The sequence below is a fragment of the Arthrobacter sp. NPDC093139 genome, assembly GCF_044754165.1.
Taxonomy (GTDB): Bacteria; Actinomycetota; Actinomycetes; order Actinomycetales; family Micrococcaceae; genus Arthrobacter.
In genome coordinates this window covers 109,524-128,120 of the sequence record NZ_JBIVOO010000003.1, presented here as the reverse complement: position 1 = coordinate 128,120, position 18,597 = coordinate 109,524, and the positions used below count along the sequence as shown (strand labels likewise).

17 protein-coding genes are annotated in these 18,597 nt (G+C 66.3%); 15 read left to right on the top strand and 2 right to left on the bottom strand.

The annotated features are described in order from the left end of the window. The first annotated feature begins 128 nt into the window (after positions 1-128). The 3 genes from pdhA to ACIP90_RS06510 are packed head-to-tail and all read left to right on the top strand — an operon-like array spanning position 129 to position 3,756. On the top strand, positions 129-1,307 hold the full coding sequence (gene pdhA / locus ACIP90_RS06520; protein WP_400577880.1) for a pyruvate dehydrogenase (acetyl-transferring) E1 component subunit alpha: 1,179 nt from the start codon (positions 129-131) through the stop codon (positions 1,305-1,307). Then, complete coding sequence (locus ACIP90_RS06515) at positions 1,307-2,317, top strand: alpha-ketoacid dehydrogenase subunit beta (RefSeq protein WP_400577879.1); 1,011 nt, start codon at positions 1,307-1,309, stop codon at positions 2,315-2,317. Before pdhA ends, ACIP90_RS06515 begins: the two co-directional genes overlap by 1 nt. Then, entirely contained in the window at positions 2,314-3,756 is a 1,443-nt protein-coding gene (locus tag ACIP90_RS06510) for a dihydrolipoamide acetyltransferase family protein (RefSeq protein ID WP_400577877.1), read from the top strand. The genes ACIP90_RS06515 and ACIP90_RS06510 overlap by 4 nt, the downstream gene beginning before the upstream one ends. Before the next feature lie 165 nt (positions 3,757-3,921). Here the strand turns inward: ACIP90_RS06510 and ACIP90_RS06505 are convergent, their stop codons facing one another. Then, positions 3,922-4,611: a TetR/AcrR family transcriptional regulator gene (locus tag ACIP90_RS06505; protein WP_400577875.1), complete on the bottom strand. Its 690-nt coding sequence runs from the start codon at positions 4,609-4,611 to the stop codon at positions 3,922-3,924. A gap of 149 nt (positions 4,612-4,760) precedes the next feature. On the opposite strand from ACIP90_RS06505, the gene ACIP90_RS06500 reads away from it, so the two are divergent. From ACIP90_RS06500 to ACIP90_RS06470, 7 genes are read left to right on the top strand one after another with little or no spacing between them, the layout of a single operon-like run. Further along, positions 4,761-6,368 carry a carboxyl transferase domain-containing protein gene (locus ACIP90_RS06500; protein ID WP_400577873.1) on the top strand — a complete coding sequence of 536 codons (1,608 nt, stop codon included), beginning with the start codon at positions 4,761-4,763 and terminating at the stop codon, positions 6,366-6,368. A gap of 7 nt (positions 6,369-6,375) precedes the next feature. Continuing rightward, positions 6,376-8,580, top strand: a complete 2,205-nt coding sequence (locus tag ACIP90_RS06495) for a biotin carboxylase N-terminal domain-containing protein (RefSeq protein WP_400577872.1) — start codon at positions 6,376-6,378, stop codon at positions 8,578-8,580. Positions 8,581-8,582: 2 nt separating this feature from the next. After that, positions 8,583-9,758 (top strand): acyl-CoA dehydrogenase family protein, encoded by a 1,176-nt coding sequence (locus ACIP90_RS06490; RefSeq protein WP_400577869.1) that lies wholly within the window; start codon positions 8,583-8,585, stop codon positions 9,756-9,758. Positions 9,759-9,801: 43 nt separating this feature from the next. Continuing rightward, the gene (locus ACIP90_RS06485; protein WP_400578306.1) at positions 9,802-10,599 is read left to right on the top strand and encodes a CoA transferase subunit A; all 798 of its coding nucleotides are present in this window, start codon (positions 9,802-9,804) and stop codon (positions 10,597-10,599) included. A 2-nt stretch (positions 10,600-10,601) separates the two neighbouring features. After that, complete coding sequence (locus ACIP90_RS06480; protein WP_400577868.1) at positions 10,602-11,351, top strand: CoA transferase subunit B; 750 nt, start codon at positions 10,602-10,604, stop codon at positions 11,349-11,351. Then, a complete protein-coding gene (locus tag ACIP90_RS06475) occupies positions 11,348-11,920 on the top strand; it encodes a MaoC family dehydratase (RefSeq protein ID WP_400577865.1) in 573 nt (190 codons plus the stop codon). The genes ACIP90_RS06480 and ACIP90_RS06475 overlap by 4 nt, the downstream gene beginning before the upstream one ends. 4 nt (positions 11,921-11,924) lie before the next feature. After that, positions 11,925-12,764 carry an HpcH/HpaI aldolase/citrate lyase family protein gene (locus ACIP90_RS06470; RefSeq protein WP_400577863.1) on the top strand — a complete coding sequence of 280 codons (840 nt, stop codon included), beginning with the start codon at positions 11,925-11,927 and terminating at the stop codon, positions 12,762-12,764. 21 nt (positions 12,765-12,785) lie between these two features. Here the strand turns inward: ACIP90_RS06470 and ACIP90_RS06465 are convergent, their stop codons facing one another. Continuing rightward, positions 12,786-14,264 carry a lipase maturation factor family protein gene (locus ACIP90_RS06465; protein ID WP_400577862.1) on the bottom strand — a complete coding sequence of 493 codons (1,479 nt, stop codon included), beginning with the start codon at positions 14,262-14,264 and terminating at the stop codon, positions 12,786-12,788. Between the two features lie 141 nt (positions 14,265-14,405). Between ACIP90_RS06465 and dxr the strand changes: the two genes are divergently transcribed. The 5 genes from dxr to ACIP90_RS06440 all read left to right on the top strand — a co-directional run bounded on the left by dxr (position 14,406) and on the right by ACIP90_RS06440 (position 18,565). Next, positions 14,406-15,584 (top strand): 1-deoxy-D-xylulose-5-phosphate reductoisomerase, encoded by a 1,179-nt coding sequence (gene dxr / locus ACIP90_RS06460; RefSeq protein WP_400577860.1) that lies wholly within the window; start codon positions 14,406-14,408, stop codon positions 15,582-15,584. A gap of 18 nt (positions 15,585-15,602) precedes the next feature. After that, complete coding sequence (locus ACIP90_RS06455; RefSeq protein WP_400577859.1) at positions 15,603-16,934, top strand: M50 family metallopeptidase; 1,332 nt, start codon at positions 15,603-15,605, stop codon at positions 16,932-16,934. A gap of 101 nt (positions 16,935-17,035) precedes the next feature. Continuing rightward, positions 17,036-17,749 (top strand): MarR family transcriptional regulator, encoded by a 714-nt coding sequence (locus ACIP90_RS06450; RefSeq protein ID WP_400578304.1) that lies wholly within the window; start codon positions 17,036-17,038, stop codon positions 17,747-17,749. After that, a complete protein-coding gene (locus ACIP90_RS06445) occupies positions 17,746-18,249 on the top strand; it encodes a hypothetical protein (protein ID WP_400577857.1) in 504 nt (167 codons plus the stop codon). The genes ACIP90_RS06450 and ACIP90_RS06445 overlap by 4 nt, the downstream gene beginning before the upstream one ends. 25 nt (positions 18,250-18,274) lie before the next feature. Beyond that, entirely contained in the window at positions 18,275-18,565 is a 291-nt protein-coding gene (locus ACIP90_RS06440) for a YciI family protein (RefSeq protein WP_400577855.1), read from the top strand. The last annotated feature ends 32 nt before the right edge of the window (positions 18,566-18,597 follow it).

Genomic DNA, 18,597 nt, shown 5'->3' with positions numbered 1-18,597 from the left:
TGTACCCCCTGAGCATTGTGAGTATGGTCACAATTATCCGGAGCAACGGCGCCCGGAAGGCCGTAAAGCGGAAGGATCACGAGTCCATTTCGCGGCGCGGTGACACGACGTCAGAAGGTTGCACAACTGTGTTGACAGACGAGTCGGGCCAGGGCGGTACACCCGCCGGAGGCCCGGGCAACAGGGCAGAACATCAAAGCGGGACGGGACGGAACCTGGTCCAGCTGATCACCCCCGCAGGGGAACGCGTCAGCCACCCCGAGTACGATCCCTGGGTCCAGGATGTGACAGACGAGCAGCTCTGTTCGCTGTACGAGGACCTGGTGGTCATTCGGCGGATCGACACGGAGGCCACGGCACTCCAAAGGCAGGGTGAGCTGGCACTGTGGCCGCCGCTGCTCGGCCAGGAAGCATCCCAGATCGGCTCGGCGAGGACGCTCCGGGACGACGATTTTGTCTTCCCCAGTTACCGCGACAACGGAGTTGCGTACTGCCGGGGAGTCCAGTTGACGGACATCGTCCGCGTCTGGCGCGGCAACGCCGCCGGCGGGTGGGATCCCTACACCGTCAACATGGCGACCACCCAAATCGTCATTGGCTCGCAGACGTTGCACGCCACCGGCTACGCGATGGGCATCCAGAACGACGGCGCTGATTCGGTGGCCATCACCTACTTTGGCGATGGCGCAACCAGCGAAGGCGACGTCAACGAAGCCATGGTCTTCGCAGCCAGCTTCCAGGCACCGGTCGTGTTCTTTTGCCAGAACAACCACTGGGCCATTTCCGAACCCGTCAGGCTGCAGTCCCACATTCACATTGCGGACCGTGCCGCCGGTTTTGGCATTCCAAGCATGCGGGTGGACGGCAACGACGTCCTCGCCGTGATGGCCGCCACCCGGGTTGCCCTGGACCGCGCACGCCGTGGCGGGGGACCCACGTTCATCGAAGCCGTCACGTACAGGATGGGTCCGCACACCACCGCGGACGATCCCACCAGGTACCGCGATGCCAATGAACTTGAGGACTGGGCCGCGAAGGATCCGATCCGCAGGGTCAAGGCGCTGCTGGACCGCAAGGGCCTGCTCACGCAGGAGCTGGAAGCCGCGGTACAGCAAAAGGCTGACGCCGTGGCCCGCGAGTTGCGTTCCGGCTGCATCAACATGCCGGACCCGGCGCCGCTTGACGTCTTCAAGCACGTCTACAACTCGCCAAACTCGTGGCTGGACCGCCAGCAGGACCATTACTCCCGCTATCTGGCATCCTTCGGTGATCCCGCAGGAGCCGCCTCTGAAGAAGGTGCACGCTGATGACCCAGTTGACCTTTGCCCGGGCCATAAATTCCGGGCTCCGCAAATCCCTTGAAAACGATCCGAAGGTCATCCTCATGGGAGAGGACATCGGAGCGCTTGGCGGCGTTTTCCGGGTAACGGACGGGCTGCAGAAAGACTTCGGCACCCACCGCGTCATTGACACGCCGCTGGCTGAGTCCGGCATCATGGGCACCGCGGTGGGGTTTGCCTACCGCGGCTACCGTCCCGTGGTGGAGATACAGTTCGACGGCTTCGTGTACCCGGCCTTCGACCAGATCGTGTGCCAGGTGGCCAAGATGCATTACCGCACCCAAGGCGCGGTCAAGATGCCCATCACCGTCCGCATCCCATTTGGTGGCGGGATCGGTTCCCCGGAATTCCACTCCGAATCTCCGGAGGCATATTTCACGCACACCTCCGGCCTGCGGGTCATCAGCCCGTCCAATCCGCAGGACGCCCACGTCATGATCCAGCAGGCCATCCTGTGCGATGATCCGGTGCTGTTCTTCGAGCCCAAACGGCGCTATCACGACAAAGCCGAAGTGGATGAGTCCACAGACGTCGCCGGTGCGCTGTCCATGGAAAAGGCGCGCGTGGTCGCGGATGGCCGGGACGTCACGCTGGTGGCCTACGGGCCGCTCGTGAAGACAGCCCGCGACGCCGCGCTGGCTGCCGCCGATGAAGGCCTGTCAGTGGAAGTCATCGATCTGCGCTCACTTGCTCCGGTGGACTTTGCCACCGTGGAGGCGTCGGTGCGCAAGACCGGCAGGCTCGTGGTCACGCACGAGGCCGGGCAGTCAGGTGGGCTCGGCGCCGAGTTGGCGGCCAGCATCACCGAACGCTGTTTCTACCACCTGGAGGCGGCTCCCGTCCGCATCACAGGTTTTGACGTGCCGTACCCGTCGTCCAAGTTGGAGATGCACCACCTCCCCAACCTGGACCGCATCCTCGACGGCGTGGACCGGGCGCTCGGGCGGCCGAATTCGCTGAGCGGGCTGGAAGGATGACCGCCACCATGATCAAGGAATTCCGGCTGCCGGATCTCGGCGAAGGCCTGACCGAATCCGAAATCGTCAGCTGGAAGGTGAATGTTGGGGACACCGTAAGCCTGAACCAGATCATTGCCGAGGTGGAGACTGCCAAGGCCGTGGTGGAGCTTCCCTCCCCGTTCGCAGGCGTGATCACCGCCCTGCATGAGCAACCGGGCACCGTCGTGGAGGTCGGCAAACCGATCGTGTCCTTTGAGGTGGAGAACGACGCCGGCGGACAGCCCGACGCCGCAGAGACGGTGGCTCCAGCAGAGACGGTGGCGCCAGCAGAGGCGGTGGCGCCAGCGGAGGCGGCGGCTCCGGCAGAGACGGTGGTTCCCGCTGCCAAAAGGGAACCGAACCTCGTGGGGTACGGCGCCGTCGTCGAAAGCTCTGGGCATCCGGTACGCAGGCAGCGTACTTTCGCTGCCGCAGAGCCACCGCGGGAATCTGCCGCACGGCGGCAGGTGGACGCTGCCGAAACCAGGCCTGTCGAATCCGCGCCTGCCGTAACCATGCTGGACGAGCGCCCCCGCTCCACACCGCCCGTGCGGAAGCTGGCGAAAGACCTGGGGGTGTCCCTCGAGGAGGTCAGGGGCACTGGTCCCGGCGGACTGATAACGCGGGAGGATGTGAGGAATTTCGTGGGCGGCGAAGACGTGCCAGCCGCAGCGGAGGAACCGGCGGCACAGGAATTTCCCGCGACCGGACAGGGCGAACGCGAAGTGCGCACGCCGATCAAGGGCGTCCGGAAACTCACGGCGGCAGCCATGGTCTCAAGTGCTTTCACCGCACCGCATGTCACGGAATTCCTCACCGTCGACGTCACGGCGGCCATGGAACTGCTGGTCCGGCTCAAGGCCGGCAAGGCCTTCGCCGGCCTCAAGCTCACGCCCCTCACGCTGGTGGCCAAGGCTGCGCTGCTTGCCTTGCGCCGCAATCCGACGCTGAACTCCAAGTGGGACGAGGACAACCAGGAAATCGTGCAGTTCAACTACGTCAACCTCGGGATCGCGGCCGCCACACCGCGCGGCCTCACGGTCCCTAACATCAAGGACGCGGACCGGATGACCCTGGCCCAACTCTCGACTGCGCTGACGGAGCTGACCGAAACCGCCCGGGCCGGAAAGACGGGCCCGGCGGATCTTTCCGGGGGCACCATCTCGATCACCAACATCGGTGTTTTCGGCATCGACGCCGGCACGCCCATCCTGAACCCGGGCGAGGCAGCCATCCTGGCCATGGGTGCCGTGCGGAAGATGCCATGGGAATACCAGGACCAGATCGCTCTCAGGCAGGTCATGACCCTCAGCCTGTCCTTCGACCACCGGCTGGTTGACGGGGAACAGGGCTCGAGGTTCCTTGCGGATGTCGGCGCACTCCTGGCGGATCCCGGCATGGCGCTGGCCATGGCCTGACCGGCCAACCCTGACCGGCCAACCCCGCACAAAAGCGGCCCGTGCCCTCATAGCCGCTGTTGCCCGGCAGCGGTTATGAGGGCCAGGGTCGCCTGTGCAGGCTGGGGCTGCTCATGGCGGCGTTAGGCCCGGGCGGAGCGGGGGAGCGGCCTACCCGGCCCATGGCTACTCTGCGGGCGCGTCCGGTGCCGTTAGCGCCGCCAGCGCCATGTTCTCCAGCAGCGGGCGGGCCGACTTGATGGCCATCCGGCGGCCATGGTTCCGAACGGAGTGGGGCGTGGAGTTGATCAGGCCGAAGGTCGCATGGGCCCGCATCCGGAGATCAGCCATGTCCGTTCCGCTGTGGATGCCGGCAAGCACATCGACCCAGAGCTCCACATAACTGCGCTGGAGCGCCCGGACTTGCGCCTGGTCTTCGGCGGAGAGGTTGCTGAAATCCCTGTCCTGGACACGGATGACGTCCGGGTTGCTCAGGGCAAAGTCCACGTGGAACTGCACCAGCCGCGCCAGGGCTGACGCCGGGTCGCGGGCCTCCGCCACCACGCTCTGCCCGCCGTCCAGCAGGTTCTGGCTGACACTCAGCAGCAGGGCGCCCAGCACAGCCTGCTTGCCGGGGAAATGGCGGTACACGGCGGGTCCGCTGACCCCGGCCGCGGCGCCCAGATCCTCAAGGGACACCTTGTTGAAACCGTTAACGGCAAAGAGGGATGCGGCGGCGGACAGCAGCGCCTGACGCCGGGTTTCCTTGGCGCGGCTGCGCTGCGTAGCGACGGTGGGACGGGCGTCGTCGCCTAAGGCTTCCGGTGGTGCGGCCGGGTCGCCACCGGGAAGCCTGCTCTGCTCTGTGATCGGCACATTTCCTCCTCGAACCAGCAAACTCTAACAAGCCTCCGGTGTGTTGGACATCACAGTTAATAGAGACTAACCTGAATTTCAGTTACGCGGCACTAACCGAAAGTAGGCGGCCCGGTCCTTCGGACTGGCCAGGGAACGGAAAGCGGTCAATGGAAACACTTGCCAGCCGGCTGGATCCCACCAGCGAGGCGTTCGAGGCCAACAGCCTTGCGCAGCAGGCGCTCGCAGGCGACCTGCGCAAGCGGCTCGCCGAGGCCGCCCTGGGCGGACCGGCAAAGTCCCGGGAGCGCCACGTGGCCCGCGGCAAGCTGCTTCCCCGCGAACGCATCGACCGGCTCCTGGACGACGGCAGCCCCTTCCTGGAGATCGCGCCGCTCGCCGCCAACGGGATGTACAACGACGATTCGCCGGGCGCTGGAGTGATCACGGGCATAGGGCTGGTGCACGGACGCCAGGTCCTGGTCATTTCGAACGACGCCACCGTCAAGGGCGGCACGTACTATCCCATGACGGTGAAGAAGCACCTCCGGGCCCAGGAGATCTCCCTCGAAAACCGGCTGCCGTGCATCTACCTCGTGGATTCCGGCGGAGCGTTCCTCCCGAGGCAGGATGAAGTGTTCCCGGACAAGGAGCACTTTGGCCGGATCTTCTTCAACCAGGCCCGCATGTCCGCGGCCAAGATTCCGCAGATTGCCTCCGTCATGGGCTCCTGCACGGCGGGAGGCGCCTATGTGCCCGCCATGAGCGATGAAACCGTCATCGTACGGAACCAGGGGACCATCTTCCTGGGCGGGCCGCCGCTGGTGAAGGCCGCCATCGGCGAGATCGTCACTGCGGAGGAACTGGGCGGCGGGGACGTCCACTCGAGAATCTCCGGTGTGTCCGACCACCTCGCTGAAAACGACGAGCATGCCCTGCAGATTGTCCGGGACATCGTGGCCACGCTGCCCCGGCCAGCTGCCCCCGCCTGGGATGTGGACACCGCCGTCGAGCCCGTTGTTGATCCGGCGGAGCTCTATGGTGCCGTCCCCACCGATGTCAACGCGCAGTACGACGTCCGTGAGGTCATCGCCCGGCTTGTGGACGGCAGCAGGTTCCACGAGTTCAAGAAGAATTACGGCGCCACCCTCGTGACCGGATTCGCCAGGCTGCACGGCCATCCCGTGGGCATCGTGGCCAACAACGGCGTACTCTTCAGCGAGTCCTCGCTCAAGGGGGCGCACTTCATCGAGTTGTGCGACCAACGCGGCATCCCCTTGGTCTTCCTGCAGAACATCTCAGGGTTCATGGTGGGCAAGGACTCCGAACAGGGAGGCATCGCCAAGAACGGTGCCAAGATGGTCACCGCCGTGGCCACGGCACGCGTGCCCAAGCTGACCGTGGTGATCGGCGGATCGTTCGGCGCCGGCAACTACTCCATGTGCGGCCGTGCCTACTCCCCGCGTTTCCTGTGGATGTGGCCGGCGAGCCGCATCTCCGTGATGGGCGGCAACCAGGCCTCGAGCGTCCTGGCCACGGTCAAACGGGACCAGTATGAGGCTGCCGGCCAGGAATGGTCCGCCGAGGATGAGGAAGCGTTCAAGGCCCCCATCAGGCAGCAGTACGAGGACCAGGGCAGCCCCTACTACTCCACCGCCCGCATCTGGGACGACGGCGTGATCGACCCCGCGGACACGCGCACCGTGCTGGGCCTGGCCCTCGACGTCGTCTCCCGCGCCCCGCTGCCGGAGACTTCCTTCGGCCTCTTCCGGATGTGAGCCAGCCGTGACCAATCCAGTTAATGCCAATCTGTTCCACACCGTGCTGGTGGCCAACCGCGGCGAGATCGCCTGCCGGGTGATCAGAACCCTGCGTGCCATGGGTATCCGGTCGGTCGCCGTCTACAGCGATGCCGACGCCGGTGCCCGGCACGTGCGGGAAGCAGATGCCGCCGTTCGGATCGGGCCGGCAGCCGCGACGGAGAGCTACCTCAACATCGAGGCGATCATCCGTGCCTGCAAAGACAGCGGAGCCCAGGCGGTGCACCCCGGTTACGGATTCCTGAGCGAGAACGTCGAGTTCGCCCGCGCGCTGGCCTCGGCCGGCATCGCCTTCATCGGTCCGGGGGTCGAGTCCCTGGATGTCATGGGGGACAAGATCCGCTCCAAGAACCACGTTGCAGGCTACGGGGTCCCGGTTGTTCCCGGCATCGCCATGCCCGGCCTGACGGACAGCCAACTGGTCGAGGCTGCCGCCGGCGTCGGCTTTCCGCTGCTGATCAAACCGTCAGCCGGCGGCGGCGGCAAAGGCATGCACATCGTGGAGCGCCCGGAAGACCTCCCCGCCGCCCTGGCCACCGCCCGGCGCGTTGCAGCCGGCGCATTTGGCGACGACACGCTTTTCCTGGAACGCCTGGTTGCTGCTCCCCGCCACATCGAGGTCCAGGTCCTGGCGGACACCCACGGCAACGTCATCCATCTCGGCGAGCGCGAATGCTCCCTGCAGCGCCGGCACCAGAAGGTGATCGAGGAAGCACCGTCGCCGCTGCTGGAATCCCTGAACGACGACGGCGCGACGCGTGCGCGCATCGGTGAAGCCGCCTGCCAGGCGGCCCGCAGCGTGCACTACACCGGGGCGGGAACGGTCGAGTTTCTCGTCTCGGACAACGCCCCGGACGAGTTTTTCTTCATGGAGATGAACACCCGCCTGCAGGTGGAGCACGCCGTAACCGAAATGGTCACGGGAGTGGACCTCGTGGAGTGGCAGGTGCGCATCGCCGCCGGTGGGGAGCTCACCGTGGCACAGGACGCCGTCGCGCTGGACGGCCACGCGGTTGAGGCGCGCGTCTATGCCGAAATTCCGGAACGGAACTTCCTGCCGTCGTCCGGCGAAGTGGTCCTGCTCGACGAACACGGCACAGTCTTTGCCGCGCTGGCCGATGCCGGTGCCGATGCAGCGGCCGGGGCTCCGGCGGACCGGCACGTCCGCATCGACTCCTCACTGCTGCAGGGCCTGGATATCTCCAGTGACTACGACCCCATGCTGTCCAAGGTCATCGCCTGGGGCCAGGACCGCCAGTCGGCGCTCGACAGGCTGGACGCCGCTTTGGCCCGGTACACGGTCCTGGGGGTGGGAACGAACGTGGAATACCTCAGGCTCCTGATCAACGACGAGGACGTCCGGGCCGGCCACCTGGACACCACGCTGATCGACCGCAAAATGCCAGGGATGTCGTTTCGGACCGCCGGCGATGCGGAGCTCATAGCGGCAGCCATGCAGTTCTGGGTCCGCGATGAGGGCCCCGGCGGCATCGCCTCTCCCTGGGACAGTGTCCGCGGCTGGCGGCTGGGCCGGGCCGCTCCCAGGAGGATCAGCTTCGGCCTCCCCGGCGGGGCCATTGCCACCACTGCCGTCACGTGGCTCAGTGACCGTTACCTCGGCCATGCCCTGGTCCGCGTCGACGACGGGCCTGACCATGAGGTCCGCGTCCTGGGGCTGACAGGCGAATCCATACGCCTGGACGTCGACGGCCAGGAGCGGATCTTCGCCCTGGGGTACGAGCGGGAGGACCATCCAGAGGGCCGCCACCCGGAGGGCCGCCCGCAGACCGTCCATGTGGGCAGCGACGGCTGGAGCTGCGGGCTGGAAGTGCTCAGCCGGGAGGCCCGGCTCGCGCGCGTGCTGGCCGCCGTCGAGCGGGAAGTCGGCGCGGCCGATCCCGAAGTCCGCTCGCCCATGCCGGGGACCGTCGTCTCGGTCGCCGTGGATAACGGCGACGCCGTAACGGCGGGCCAGGTACTCCTTTCGGTGGAGGCCATGAAGATGGAACACCAGCTCCTGGCGGAAGTGCCCGGCACGGTGCACATCGCGGTGAAGACCGGGGACCTGGTCAAGGCAGACCAGGTGCTGGCTACCATCCACGCCGAAGGGGCCTCGCGCAACGGCGAACCACCCACCCCAGATCCAGCCAATGAACGTAAGGGAGCCTAGCTATGGCCGATTTTGAGCTCAGCGAGGAGTACCAGGACCTCAGCAACACCGTCCGCGAGTTTGCCGACGAGGTCGTGGCGCCCGTCTCGGCCAAGCACGATGAAGAACACAGCTTCCCGTACGAGGTGGTCTCGCAGATGGCGGACATGGGGCTGTTCGGGCTGCCGTTCCCCGAGGAGTACGGCGGCATGGGCGGGGACTACTTCGCTCTTGCCCTCGCACTGGAACAGCTGGGCCGCGTTGACCAGTCCGTGGCCATCACCCTGGAAGCCGGCGTGTCCCTCGGCGCCATGCCGGTGCACCGCTTCGGAACCGAGGCGCAGAAGGAGGAGTGGCTGCCGCTGCTCGCCTCCGGAAAAGCGCTCGCAGGGTTCGGGCTGACCGAGCCGGAGGCCGGCTCCGACGCCGGAGGGACGAAGACCACGGCCAGGCTGGAGGGCGCCGGAGATGAAAAGACCTGGGTCATCAACGGCAACAAGGAATTCATCACCAACTCGGGGACGGACATCTCACGGCTCGTGACCGTGACTGCGGTAACGGGCCAACAGGAGCGCAAGGACGGGAGCATCAAGAAGGAAATCTCCACAATCCTGGTGCCCACCGACACCCCCGGCTTCACGGCGCAGAAGGCCTACAACAAGGTCGGCTGGAACGCCTCGGACACCCATCCCCTGACGCTGAAGGACGTCCGCGTTCCCGAAGCCAACCTCCTGGGCGTGCAGGGCCGCGGCTACGCCAATTTCCTGTCCATCCTCGATGAGGGGCGCATCGCCATCGCCGCCCTGGCCACCGGCGCCGCGCAGGGCTGCGTGGATCTCTCGGTCCGCTACGCCAAGGACCGCAGCGCTTTCGGGAACAACATCGGCAAGTACCAGGCCATCGCTTTCAAGATTGCCCGGATGCAGGCACGGGCCCACACGGCCCGCCTGGCCTACTACGACGCGGCCGCCCGGATGCTTGCAGGCAAGCCGTTCAAGACCCAGGCGGCCATAGCTAAGATGGTCGCAGGCGAGGCGGCCATGGACAATGCGCGGGATGCCACCCAGGTATTCGGCGGCTATGGCTTCATCAACGAGTTCACCGTGGCACGCCACTACCGCGACTCCAAGATCCTTGAAGTCGGGGAGGGCACCACGGAGGTTCAGCTGATGCTGATCGCCCGGGAACTCGGGCTCTAAACGGCCCGGTGGCCGAGTCTGTCGGGACCTGAAAGGATCAATGATGATTGACAAGGTTGTTGCCAGCGCCGACGAGGCTGTGGCCGATATTTCCGACGGCGCCTCGCTGGCTGTCGGGGGTTTTGGTCTGTGCGGGATCCCGGTGGCGCTCATCGATGCGCTCCACCGTGCCGGCACCAGGGAGCTGGAAACGGTGAGCAACAACTGCGGGGTTGACGACTGGGGCCTCGGAATACTGCTCCGGGACGGGCGCATCCGGCGGACCGTCAGCTCGTATGTCGGGGAGAACAAGGAGTTCGCCCGCCAGTACCTTGCCGGTGAACTCGAGGTGGTGCTGACCCCGCAGGGAACGCTCGCCGAAAAGCTGCGCGCCGGCGGTGCCGGCATCCCCGCGTTCTATACGAAAGCGGGCGTCGGCACGCAGGTCTCCGAGGGCGGCCTGCCGCAGAAGTATGACGCCGACGGCGGCATTGCTGTCGCCTCCGCTCCAAAGGAGGTGCGCAGCTTCAACGGGGTGGACTACGTCCTTGAGGAGTCCCTTGCACCCGACTTCGGCCTGGTCCACGCCTGGAAAGGGGACCGGCACGGAAACCTGGTCTTCCACGCCACGGCCATGAACTTCAACCCCCTGTGCGCCATGGCAGGGCGGATCACCATTGCCGAGGTCGAGGAGCTGGTGGAACCGGGGGAGCTGGACCCCGAACACGTGCACCTTCCCGGAATCTTCGTCCAGCGCGTCGTGGTGGCGCCGCAGGGCGAGAAGCGCATTGAGAAGCGGACTGTGGCACTCTCTGCCCCAGGCACCCCCACGTCCGGCACCACCAATCAGGCAGGAGCGTAGCCATGGAGTCGATCAGCTCGCCGGGGGCACCGCCCCGCCCCGAAGGCGTCCGCCACGAATACCGTGCGGCGACGTCGCACCCTGAAGGCAAGGGCTGGACCCGCAACGAACTGGCGGCGAGGGTCGCCCAGGAGCTCAGCAACGGGCAGTACGTCAACCTGGGCATCGGCATGCCCACTCTGATTCCCAACTACATCCCTGCCGGGGTGGAGGTCGTACTGCACTCGGAAAACGGCATCCTGGGCGTCGGGCCCTACCCCAGCGAGGATGAGGTCGATCCTGACCTCATCAACGCGGGCAAGGAAACCGTCACCGTGAACAAGGGGGCGGCCTTCTTCGACTCCTCGCTGTCCTTCGGCATGATCCGGGGCGGCCACGTCGATGTTGCCGTGCTTGGCGCCATGGAGGTGGCCGCCAACGGGGACCTGGCCAACTGGATGATCCCGGGCAAGATGGTCAAGGGCATGGGCGGCGCGATGGACCTGGTGTTCGGAGCCAAGAAGGTCATTGTGATGATGGAGCACGTGGACCGGAACGGCAGGCCGAAGATTGTCGAGCAGTGCACGCTGCCCCTGACGGGGAAGGCCTGCGTGGACCGCATCATCACCGACCTCGCGGTGATTGACGTGGTCGCTGACGGCGAGGCGTCCCGGCTGGTGCTGCGCGAGCTGGCCCCCAACGTGTCCGTCGAGGACGTGGCCGCGGCCACCGGCGCCGAGCTGTTTGAGGAAGACCAGGAACTGACCGTATGACGGCGCATCCTGAAAGGAGTGCTGACGGGGTTTCGACAGGCTCAACTACCGGCGGCCCCCGCGTGATCGAGCAGCGCGGGCTGTACTTCGAGGAACTCGAGGAGGGCGTCGTGTACGCGCACCGCCCGGGCCGGACGGTCACGGAAACGGACAATGTCCTGTTCACCACGATGACCATGAACACCCAGGGCCTGCACCTGGACGCGGCGTGGAGCGCGGGGCAGCCGTTCGGGCAGCGGCTGGTGAACTCAATGTTCACCCTGGCGACAGTCGTCGGGCAGTCCGTCGCCCAACTGACGCAGGGCACCATCATCGCGCAGCTGGGACTCACCGACGTGTCCTTCCCCGGTCCGCTGTACCACGGCGACACGCTGTACACCGAGACCGTCATCACCGGAAAAAGGCTCTCCGGCTCCCGCCCGGGGCAGGGAATTGTCACCATGAAGCACACGGGCCGCAACCAGGACGGCGCGGTGGTGGCCCTGGCGACGCGCAGCTGCCTGATGTGGACCCGGGAGGCGCATCTGCAGGCGGAGGCGGCACAGAACCCGGTTCAAGGGGGAGAATGAAGCCATGAGTTTCGTCATGGGCCCTGCCCTGCTGTTCTGCCCTGCCGACCGCCCTGAACGCTTCCAGAAAGCCGCTGAGCGCTCCGATGCCGTCATCCTGGACCTTGAAGATGCGGTGGCCCCTGCAGACAAAAAGCGTGCCAGGGGCGCAATCCTCGCCCAGGTTGGTGCCCAAGGCGATGTCCCCGAGCTTGAACCCACGCGGACCATCATCCGGATCAACCCGGCCGGCACTGAGGACTTCGAAAAGGACCTCCACTGCCTCGCGCATACGCCCTACCGCACGGTGATGCTCGCCAAGACGGAAAGCGCGGAGCAGCTGCGGGCCCTGGAGGGCTTCCACGTCATTGCCCTGTGCGAAACGGCGGCCGGGATCATTAACGCCCCTGCCATCGCCGCCGCGTCCAACGTGGTGGGCCTGATGTGGGGAGCGGAGGACCTCCTCGCGTCCCTCGGCGGCACCTCGAGCAGGACGGACGACGGCGGCTACCGCGCCGTGGCGCTGCACGCCCGGTCGTCGGTGCTGCTGGCGGCAGGGGCCTTCGGCAAGGAAGCCGTGGACGCCGTGTACGTCAACATCCCGGACCTTGAGGGCCTCGGGGCCGAGGCCCGTGATGCCGTGGCTTCCGGATTCAGCTCGAAGGCGTGCATCCACCCCACCCAGGTGGCCGTGGTGCGGGGTGCCTACGCCCCGTCCGAAGCGGATGTTGCCGCGGCCCGGCAACTGCTGGACGCAGCAAACGCGGCGGGCAGCGGAGTATTCCAGTACGACGGCAAGATGATCGACGGGCCCATCCTCAGGCATGCGGAATCCACCATCAGGCGCGCCGGCGTCAGCACCTAAGCGCATTTACTTCCCGCCCTGCTACTGCCGCCGTCCTGGCGCGTGCCGCAGCGAAAGCGGCGGGATGGCCTCGTACAGCGGCGTGCGGATCCAGCGTTGGCCGGTCTCGCGGAACTCTGCCCGGCTGGAGAAGCGGTACAGGTAGGTGCGGGCGCGCACCCAGCGGGGGCGCTCGCCGTCGAACGGGTCATGGCGCAACAGACGCAGCATTGTCCGGTCAGCCTCCAGCAGCTTGGCCAGGAACGCGTAGAACCACTCCTCATGGACGGTCCGGAGCGGCAGGAACCACATGAGCCAGTCGAGCCGCAGGTGGTAGGGGGCGTATTGCCGGGGCAGGCGGCGCACGTCTCCGGGCTTGCCTTTGAAGCCGTACTCCCTCCAGTCCGCGGCATCGTCCGGTTCCTCATCCAGGGTCCCCTCCACCGCAACCTCGATCCGCTGCTTGGTGACCGTGCCGAACGCGCCGTAGGTGTTCACGAGCTGCCAGCGGTTGAAACTGGCATTCATCAGCTGGTGGTGTGAAAACAGGTTGCGGATGGGCCAGTAGCTGAGCACCACGAGCAGCACCGTCGCCGCGAGCGTGATGGCCAGCCACCACAGCGGCGTCTGCTGCTCGATGCCGCCGGCCGCGTGCCAGTCCAGCGGCAGGACGGGCAGCACGGCATGCGCCACCGGATCGCTGACCGCCGCGAAGGCCAGCACGATGGCGATCCAGTTCAACCACGCGAAATTGCCGGTGGCCACGAGCCAGAGCTGGGTGAAGATGATGATGCCGGCAGCGACGCTGGCTATCGGCTGCGGGGCGAAGAGGAAGAACGGCACCACCAGCTGGGCGAAGTGGTTGCCCAGCACCTCCATCCGGTGGAGCGGCTTGGGCAGAAGGTGCGCCTGCCGGCTCAGCGGACCGGGCATCGGCTGCGTCTCGTGGTGGTAGTACAGCGCCGTGAGGTCCCGCCACTCGCGGCCGCCGCGGATCTTGATCATGCCCGCGCCGAATTCCAGGCGGAACACCAGCCAGGCCACGAGGAGCAGGATGGTCCGGGGCGGATCGGTCTGGTTCGAGCCAAGGAACGCCACGGTAAAGCCCGCCTCGAGGAGCAGCATCTCCCAGCCGAAACCGTAGAACGTCTGCCCCACGTTGACGATCGACATATACAGCAGCCACAGCGCCAGGAAGGCTATGAGCGGCAGCCACGGGGGACCGAGCTGCGGAAGGCCGGCAACCAGAAGGGCGGAGATGGCCATCCCCAACGCGCAGACCGCCCGCAGCAGCCGGTCTGAATAGCGCCAGCGGAACAGTGTGGGCCGGCGCAGCCTGGTGAACGCTTCCAGGTAATCCGGCACGGGCAGGAGTCCGCGCTCGCCGAGCAGCGCCGGGAACTGGTTCAGCGATGAAAGAAACGCGACGAAGAACAGTGCCGCTACGCCACGCTGCAGCACTTGCCGGGCGAATTCGTAGTCCGGCGCGTTAAACCAGTCAAGCCACGCGGCCCAGTCCACGCTTCCACGTTACTCACGGCAAGAAACGCGTCAAGATCCTCGACCGATTGCCAAAAATGGCCGCAGCACAGGCTCCAGGAGTGGCCGTTTCTGGCAAACGGCTGGATCCGGCGTCGGCTGGAGGTGCGGGATACTTAAGCAATGCGCAGAATCGTCCTCCTCGGATCCACCGGTTCCATCGGCACCCAGGCGATTGACGTCGTCGACGGCGCCCCGCACCTTTTCGAGGTGGTGGCGCTGAGCGCGGGCGGCGGCAACCTGGAACTCCTCGCGCGTCAGGCGGTCCATACGCACGCCCTGGCAGTGGGGATCGCCTCCGGCGACCCGGGCCGGCTCCAGGAACTGATCGACGATGCCGCCCGTTCGGCAGGTCTTTCGTCCTACCGGCCGGACATCATCGCCGGCCCGGACGCCGCCACCAGGATCGCGGCCATGGATGCCGACGTTGTGCTTAACGGCATTACCGGTTCCATCGGCCTGGCGCCGACGCTCGCCGCCCTTGAGGCCGGAGCCACACTCGCGCTCGCGAACAAGGAATCCCTGATCGTTGGCGGCTCGCTCGTCAAGGCCGCCGCCGCGGACGGGCAGATTGTGCCCGTGGACTCCGAACACTCCGCCATCGCCCAATGCCTGCGCTCAGGCTCCGCCGCCGAGGTGGACCGGCTCATCCTCACGGCGTCCGGCGGTCCGTTCCGCGGCCGCACGCGCGAACAGCTTGCAGGCGTCAGCCCGGAGGCAGCCCTCGCGCACCCCACCTGGGACATGGGCCTGATGGTCACCACCAACTCTGCCAGCCTCGTAAACAAGGGGCTGGAAGTGATCGAGGCTCACCTGCTGTTCGACATTCCGCTTGACCGTATCGACGTCGTGGTTCATCCGCAGTCCGTGGTCCATTCCATGGTCCAGTTCGTGGATGGCTCCGTCATCGCCCAGGCCTCGCCGCCGGACATGCGTCTGCCCATCGCCCTCGGCTTGGGGTGGCCGGACCGGGTTCCGAACGCGGCGTCGCCGTGTGACTGGACCCAGGCCACGAGCTGGACCTTCGAGCCACTCGACGGCGTCGCATTCCCCGCCGTCAGGCTTGCCAAGGACGCGGCCAGGCAGGGGAGCACGTTCCCTGCTGTATTCAACGCGGCCAACGAGGAAGCCGTCATGGCGTTCCATGGCGGCCGCATCCGGTTCACCGACATTGTGGATACCATCGAAGCTGTCCTCAGCGAACATCCGGGTTCCTCCCGGCTAACGGTCGAGTCCGTGCTGGATGCTGAAAGGTGGGCACGCGCGCGCACCCACGAACGTTTAGCAGTGAGCAGTCTCTAGGAAGCAGCAGATCAAAGCATGAGTCCCGTTATTCTCTTTATCCTCGGTGTGGCCTTCGTGGCGGTGGGCATCGCCGCCTCCATTGCCCTGCATGAGGTGGGCCATCTGCTTCCCGCCAAACTGTTCAAGGTGCGAGTCACCAAGTACATGATCGGGTTCGGCCCCACGCTGTGGTCCAGGAAAAAGGGTGAGACGGAATACGGCTTCAAGGCCCTGCCACTGGGGGGCTTCGTGTCGATGATCGGCATGTACCCGCCCAACAAGGACGACGGTTCGGTGCGCCCCTCCAGCACCGGCATGTTCCAGACGCTGGCCACCGAGGCACGGTCCATGGCCCATGAAGAGGTGCAGCCGGGCGACGAAGACCGGCTGTTCTACCGGCTTCCGGTCTGGAAAAAAATCGTCGTGATGCTCGGCGGGCCGGCCATGAACATGCTGCTCGGTCTCGTGCTGACCGCTGTGATGCTCATGGGCTTTGGCCTGGCCGAGCCGACGACGACGGTCGCCGACGTTTCGAAATGCCAGGTCAAGGCGGGGGAGACGGTCGATCCGGACTCCGCAGCGTGCAAGCTCACGCCCGCCGCCGCCGCCGGCCTCAAGCCGAACGACGTCATCACCTCGTTCGACGGCAAGGCCGTGACTGACTGGGCTGAGCTCACCGGTTGGATCCGCGCATCCGCCGGCCGGGAGGTGCGCATCACTGTGGAGCGGGACGGCGCAACGGTGAACACAACGGTCACCCCGGTGCTGTCGTCGCGTCCGGTCGTCGGCGCAGACGGACGGCAGGCAAAGGACGACCAGGGCAAGCCCATGTACCAGGACGTCGGCTTCCTCGGCATCGGTGCGCAGACCGCCCTGGTTGCCCAGCCGGCGTCGTCCGTCCTGCCCATGGCGGGAGAGAATATCCGCCAGATTGCCGGCGTGATCCTGAACCTCCCCGCGCGGGTTGCAGGCGTGGCGCAGGCCGCGTTCAGTGAGGAGCCCCGGGATCCGAACGGCCCCATCAGCGTCGTCGGCGTGGGCCGGGTGGCGGGCGAGGTTGCGGCGATGGAAGAGGTGCCGGTGCAGTCCAGGCTGGCCGCGCTGGTCGGGCTGCTCGCCGGCCTGAACTTCGCTCTCGCGGTCTTCAACCTGGTGCCGCTGCTGCCTCTCGACGGCGGCCACGTTGCAGGGGCGCTGTACGAAGGAGCCCGGCGCCGCGTGGCGAAGCTCTTCGGCAAACCGGATCCGGGCGCGTTCGATATCGCCAAACTGCTGCCTGTGACCTATGTGGTGGCCGTGCTGTTGATGGGGATGGGCGCGCTGCTCATTTATGCGGACATCGTGAAGCCCGTCAATCTCTTCGGCTGACCTTTTTCGGTTGATTCCCGATTATCAGCTTTTCGCGGCTGATTTCTGTTTATCAGCTGTTAATGATTGATATTTGGGAATCAGCCGACTACGGTTGTGACATGTACGTCCTGACCATTGACCAGCGCGGCAGCAGCACCGACATAGACCGGGTACCCGCCTTGCTTGAGGGGCTGCGCCTGACGGACGGCCTGCGCCCGACAGGCGGCCGCTTTGAACGCTCGGTGGGCGATGAGGTCCAGGGCGTCCTCAGTGAACCGGGGGATGTGGTGGAAGTGGCGCTCCACGCGCTCCGCAGCGGCCTCTGGTATGTGGGCATCGGCATCGGGTCCGTGAATGAGCCGCTGCCCGAAAGCCCCCGGGAAGGATCAGGGGCGGCCTTCGTTGCGGCGCGGCAGGCGGTGGACCGGGCCAAGGCTGCGGCCAGCCACGTTCCGCTGGCCGTCATGTCCGGCGGTGTCCCGCGCGCTGGGGCTAAAGCGCGTGGCGATGAAGCCGGAGCCAGGGCGTGCGCCAACGCCGAAGCCGTCCTGCGCCTCGTGGGGCGGCTGGTCCAAGAGCGCACCGAGGCGCAATGGCGCGTGGTGGACGCACTGCGCGCCCGGAACGGGCGAGATCCCGGCCGGCACGGGCAGCAGAAGCAGGTGGCGCAGGAACTGGGAATCAGCGAACAATCGGTGAGCCGGGCCATCATCAGGTCCGGTTGGCAGGAAGAATGGGCGGCGAGACCCGCAGTGGAAATGCTGCTGGCCACCGCGCATGGGCTGGTTCTGGAAGCATCCGGCCCGGAAGCACCCAACCGAGGAGAACGGTGAACGCACTCTGGATCGCCCTGGCCCTGCTGACGGCAGGCTTCGTCGGCTGGCCGGTGACGGCCCTCGTGTTCAGGCTCGCACGCACGATCGATGACAAAGCCGACGCCGCCGCCGGTCCGGCCGCCAGCACGGATGACCCGTCCGCCGATGTCACCGTGGACCGTGCAAGCCCGGCCGGGCCTGGAGGAACGGTGGCCCCCGGGAACTCCGTGAACGGCGATATTACGGTGCCGGGTGCTGCGCCGGCGGAACAACCCGCCACGCGGATCCTGCGGGGCGGGGCCATCATTGGGGTGCTGGAACGGCTGGCAGTGTGCCTTGCCATCCTCGCAGGGCAGCCTGTGGCCATCGCCTACGTGGTGGCCATCAAAGGCCTGGGACGCTTTGCCGAACTCAAGGAGACGCCGGTTGCCGCCGAACGGTTCATCATTGGCACCCTTTCGTCGATGCTGTGGGCTGCCGGCGTTGCGGCCTTTACGAAGGTGGTGCTCCTCGGCTAGGGCAGCCGCGGGATAGGGTATCTGTATGACTGTTTTTGCTGTTGAGTACGTGTATGACGCCGAATCCTCCGAAGCCCGCAGCGCCAGCCGCCCCTCGCACCGCGAATGGACCGCGGCGCTGGCCCAGGACGGGGTACTCCTGGCGAGCGGACCCTACGGTGACGGCGCCGGAGCCCTGCTGATCTTCAAAGCCGCCGACGAGAACGCCCTGAACGACATTCTCAAGCAGGACCCCTTCGCCTCCGCCGGCGTCATCTCCGGCACCCGCACCACGGAATGGGTTCCCGTGACCGGCCTTCTCGCCGACCACGCATAGCCCGCCACTACATTTTTCGATACAAGGAGACC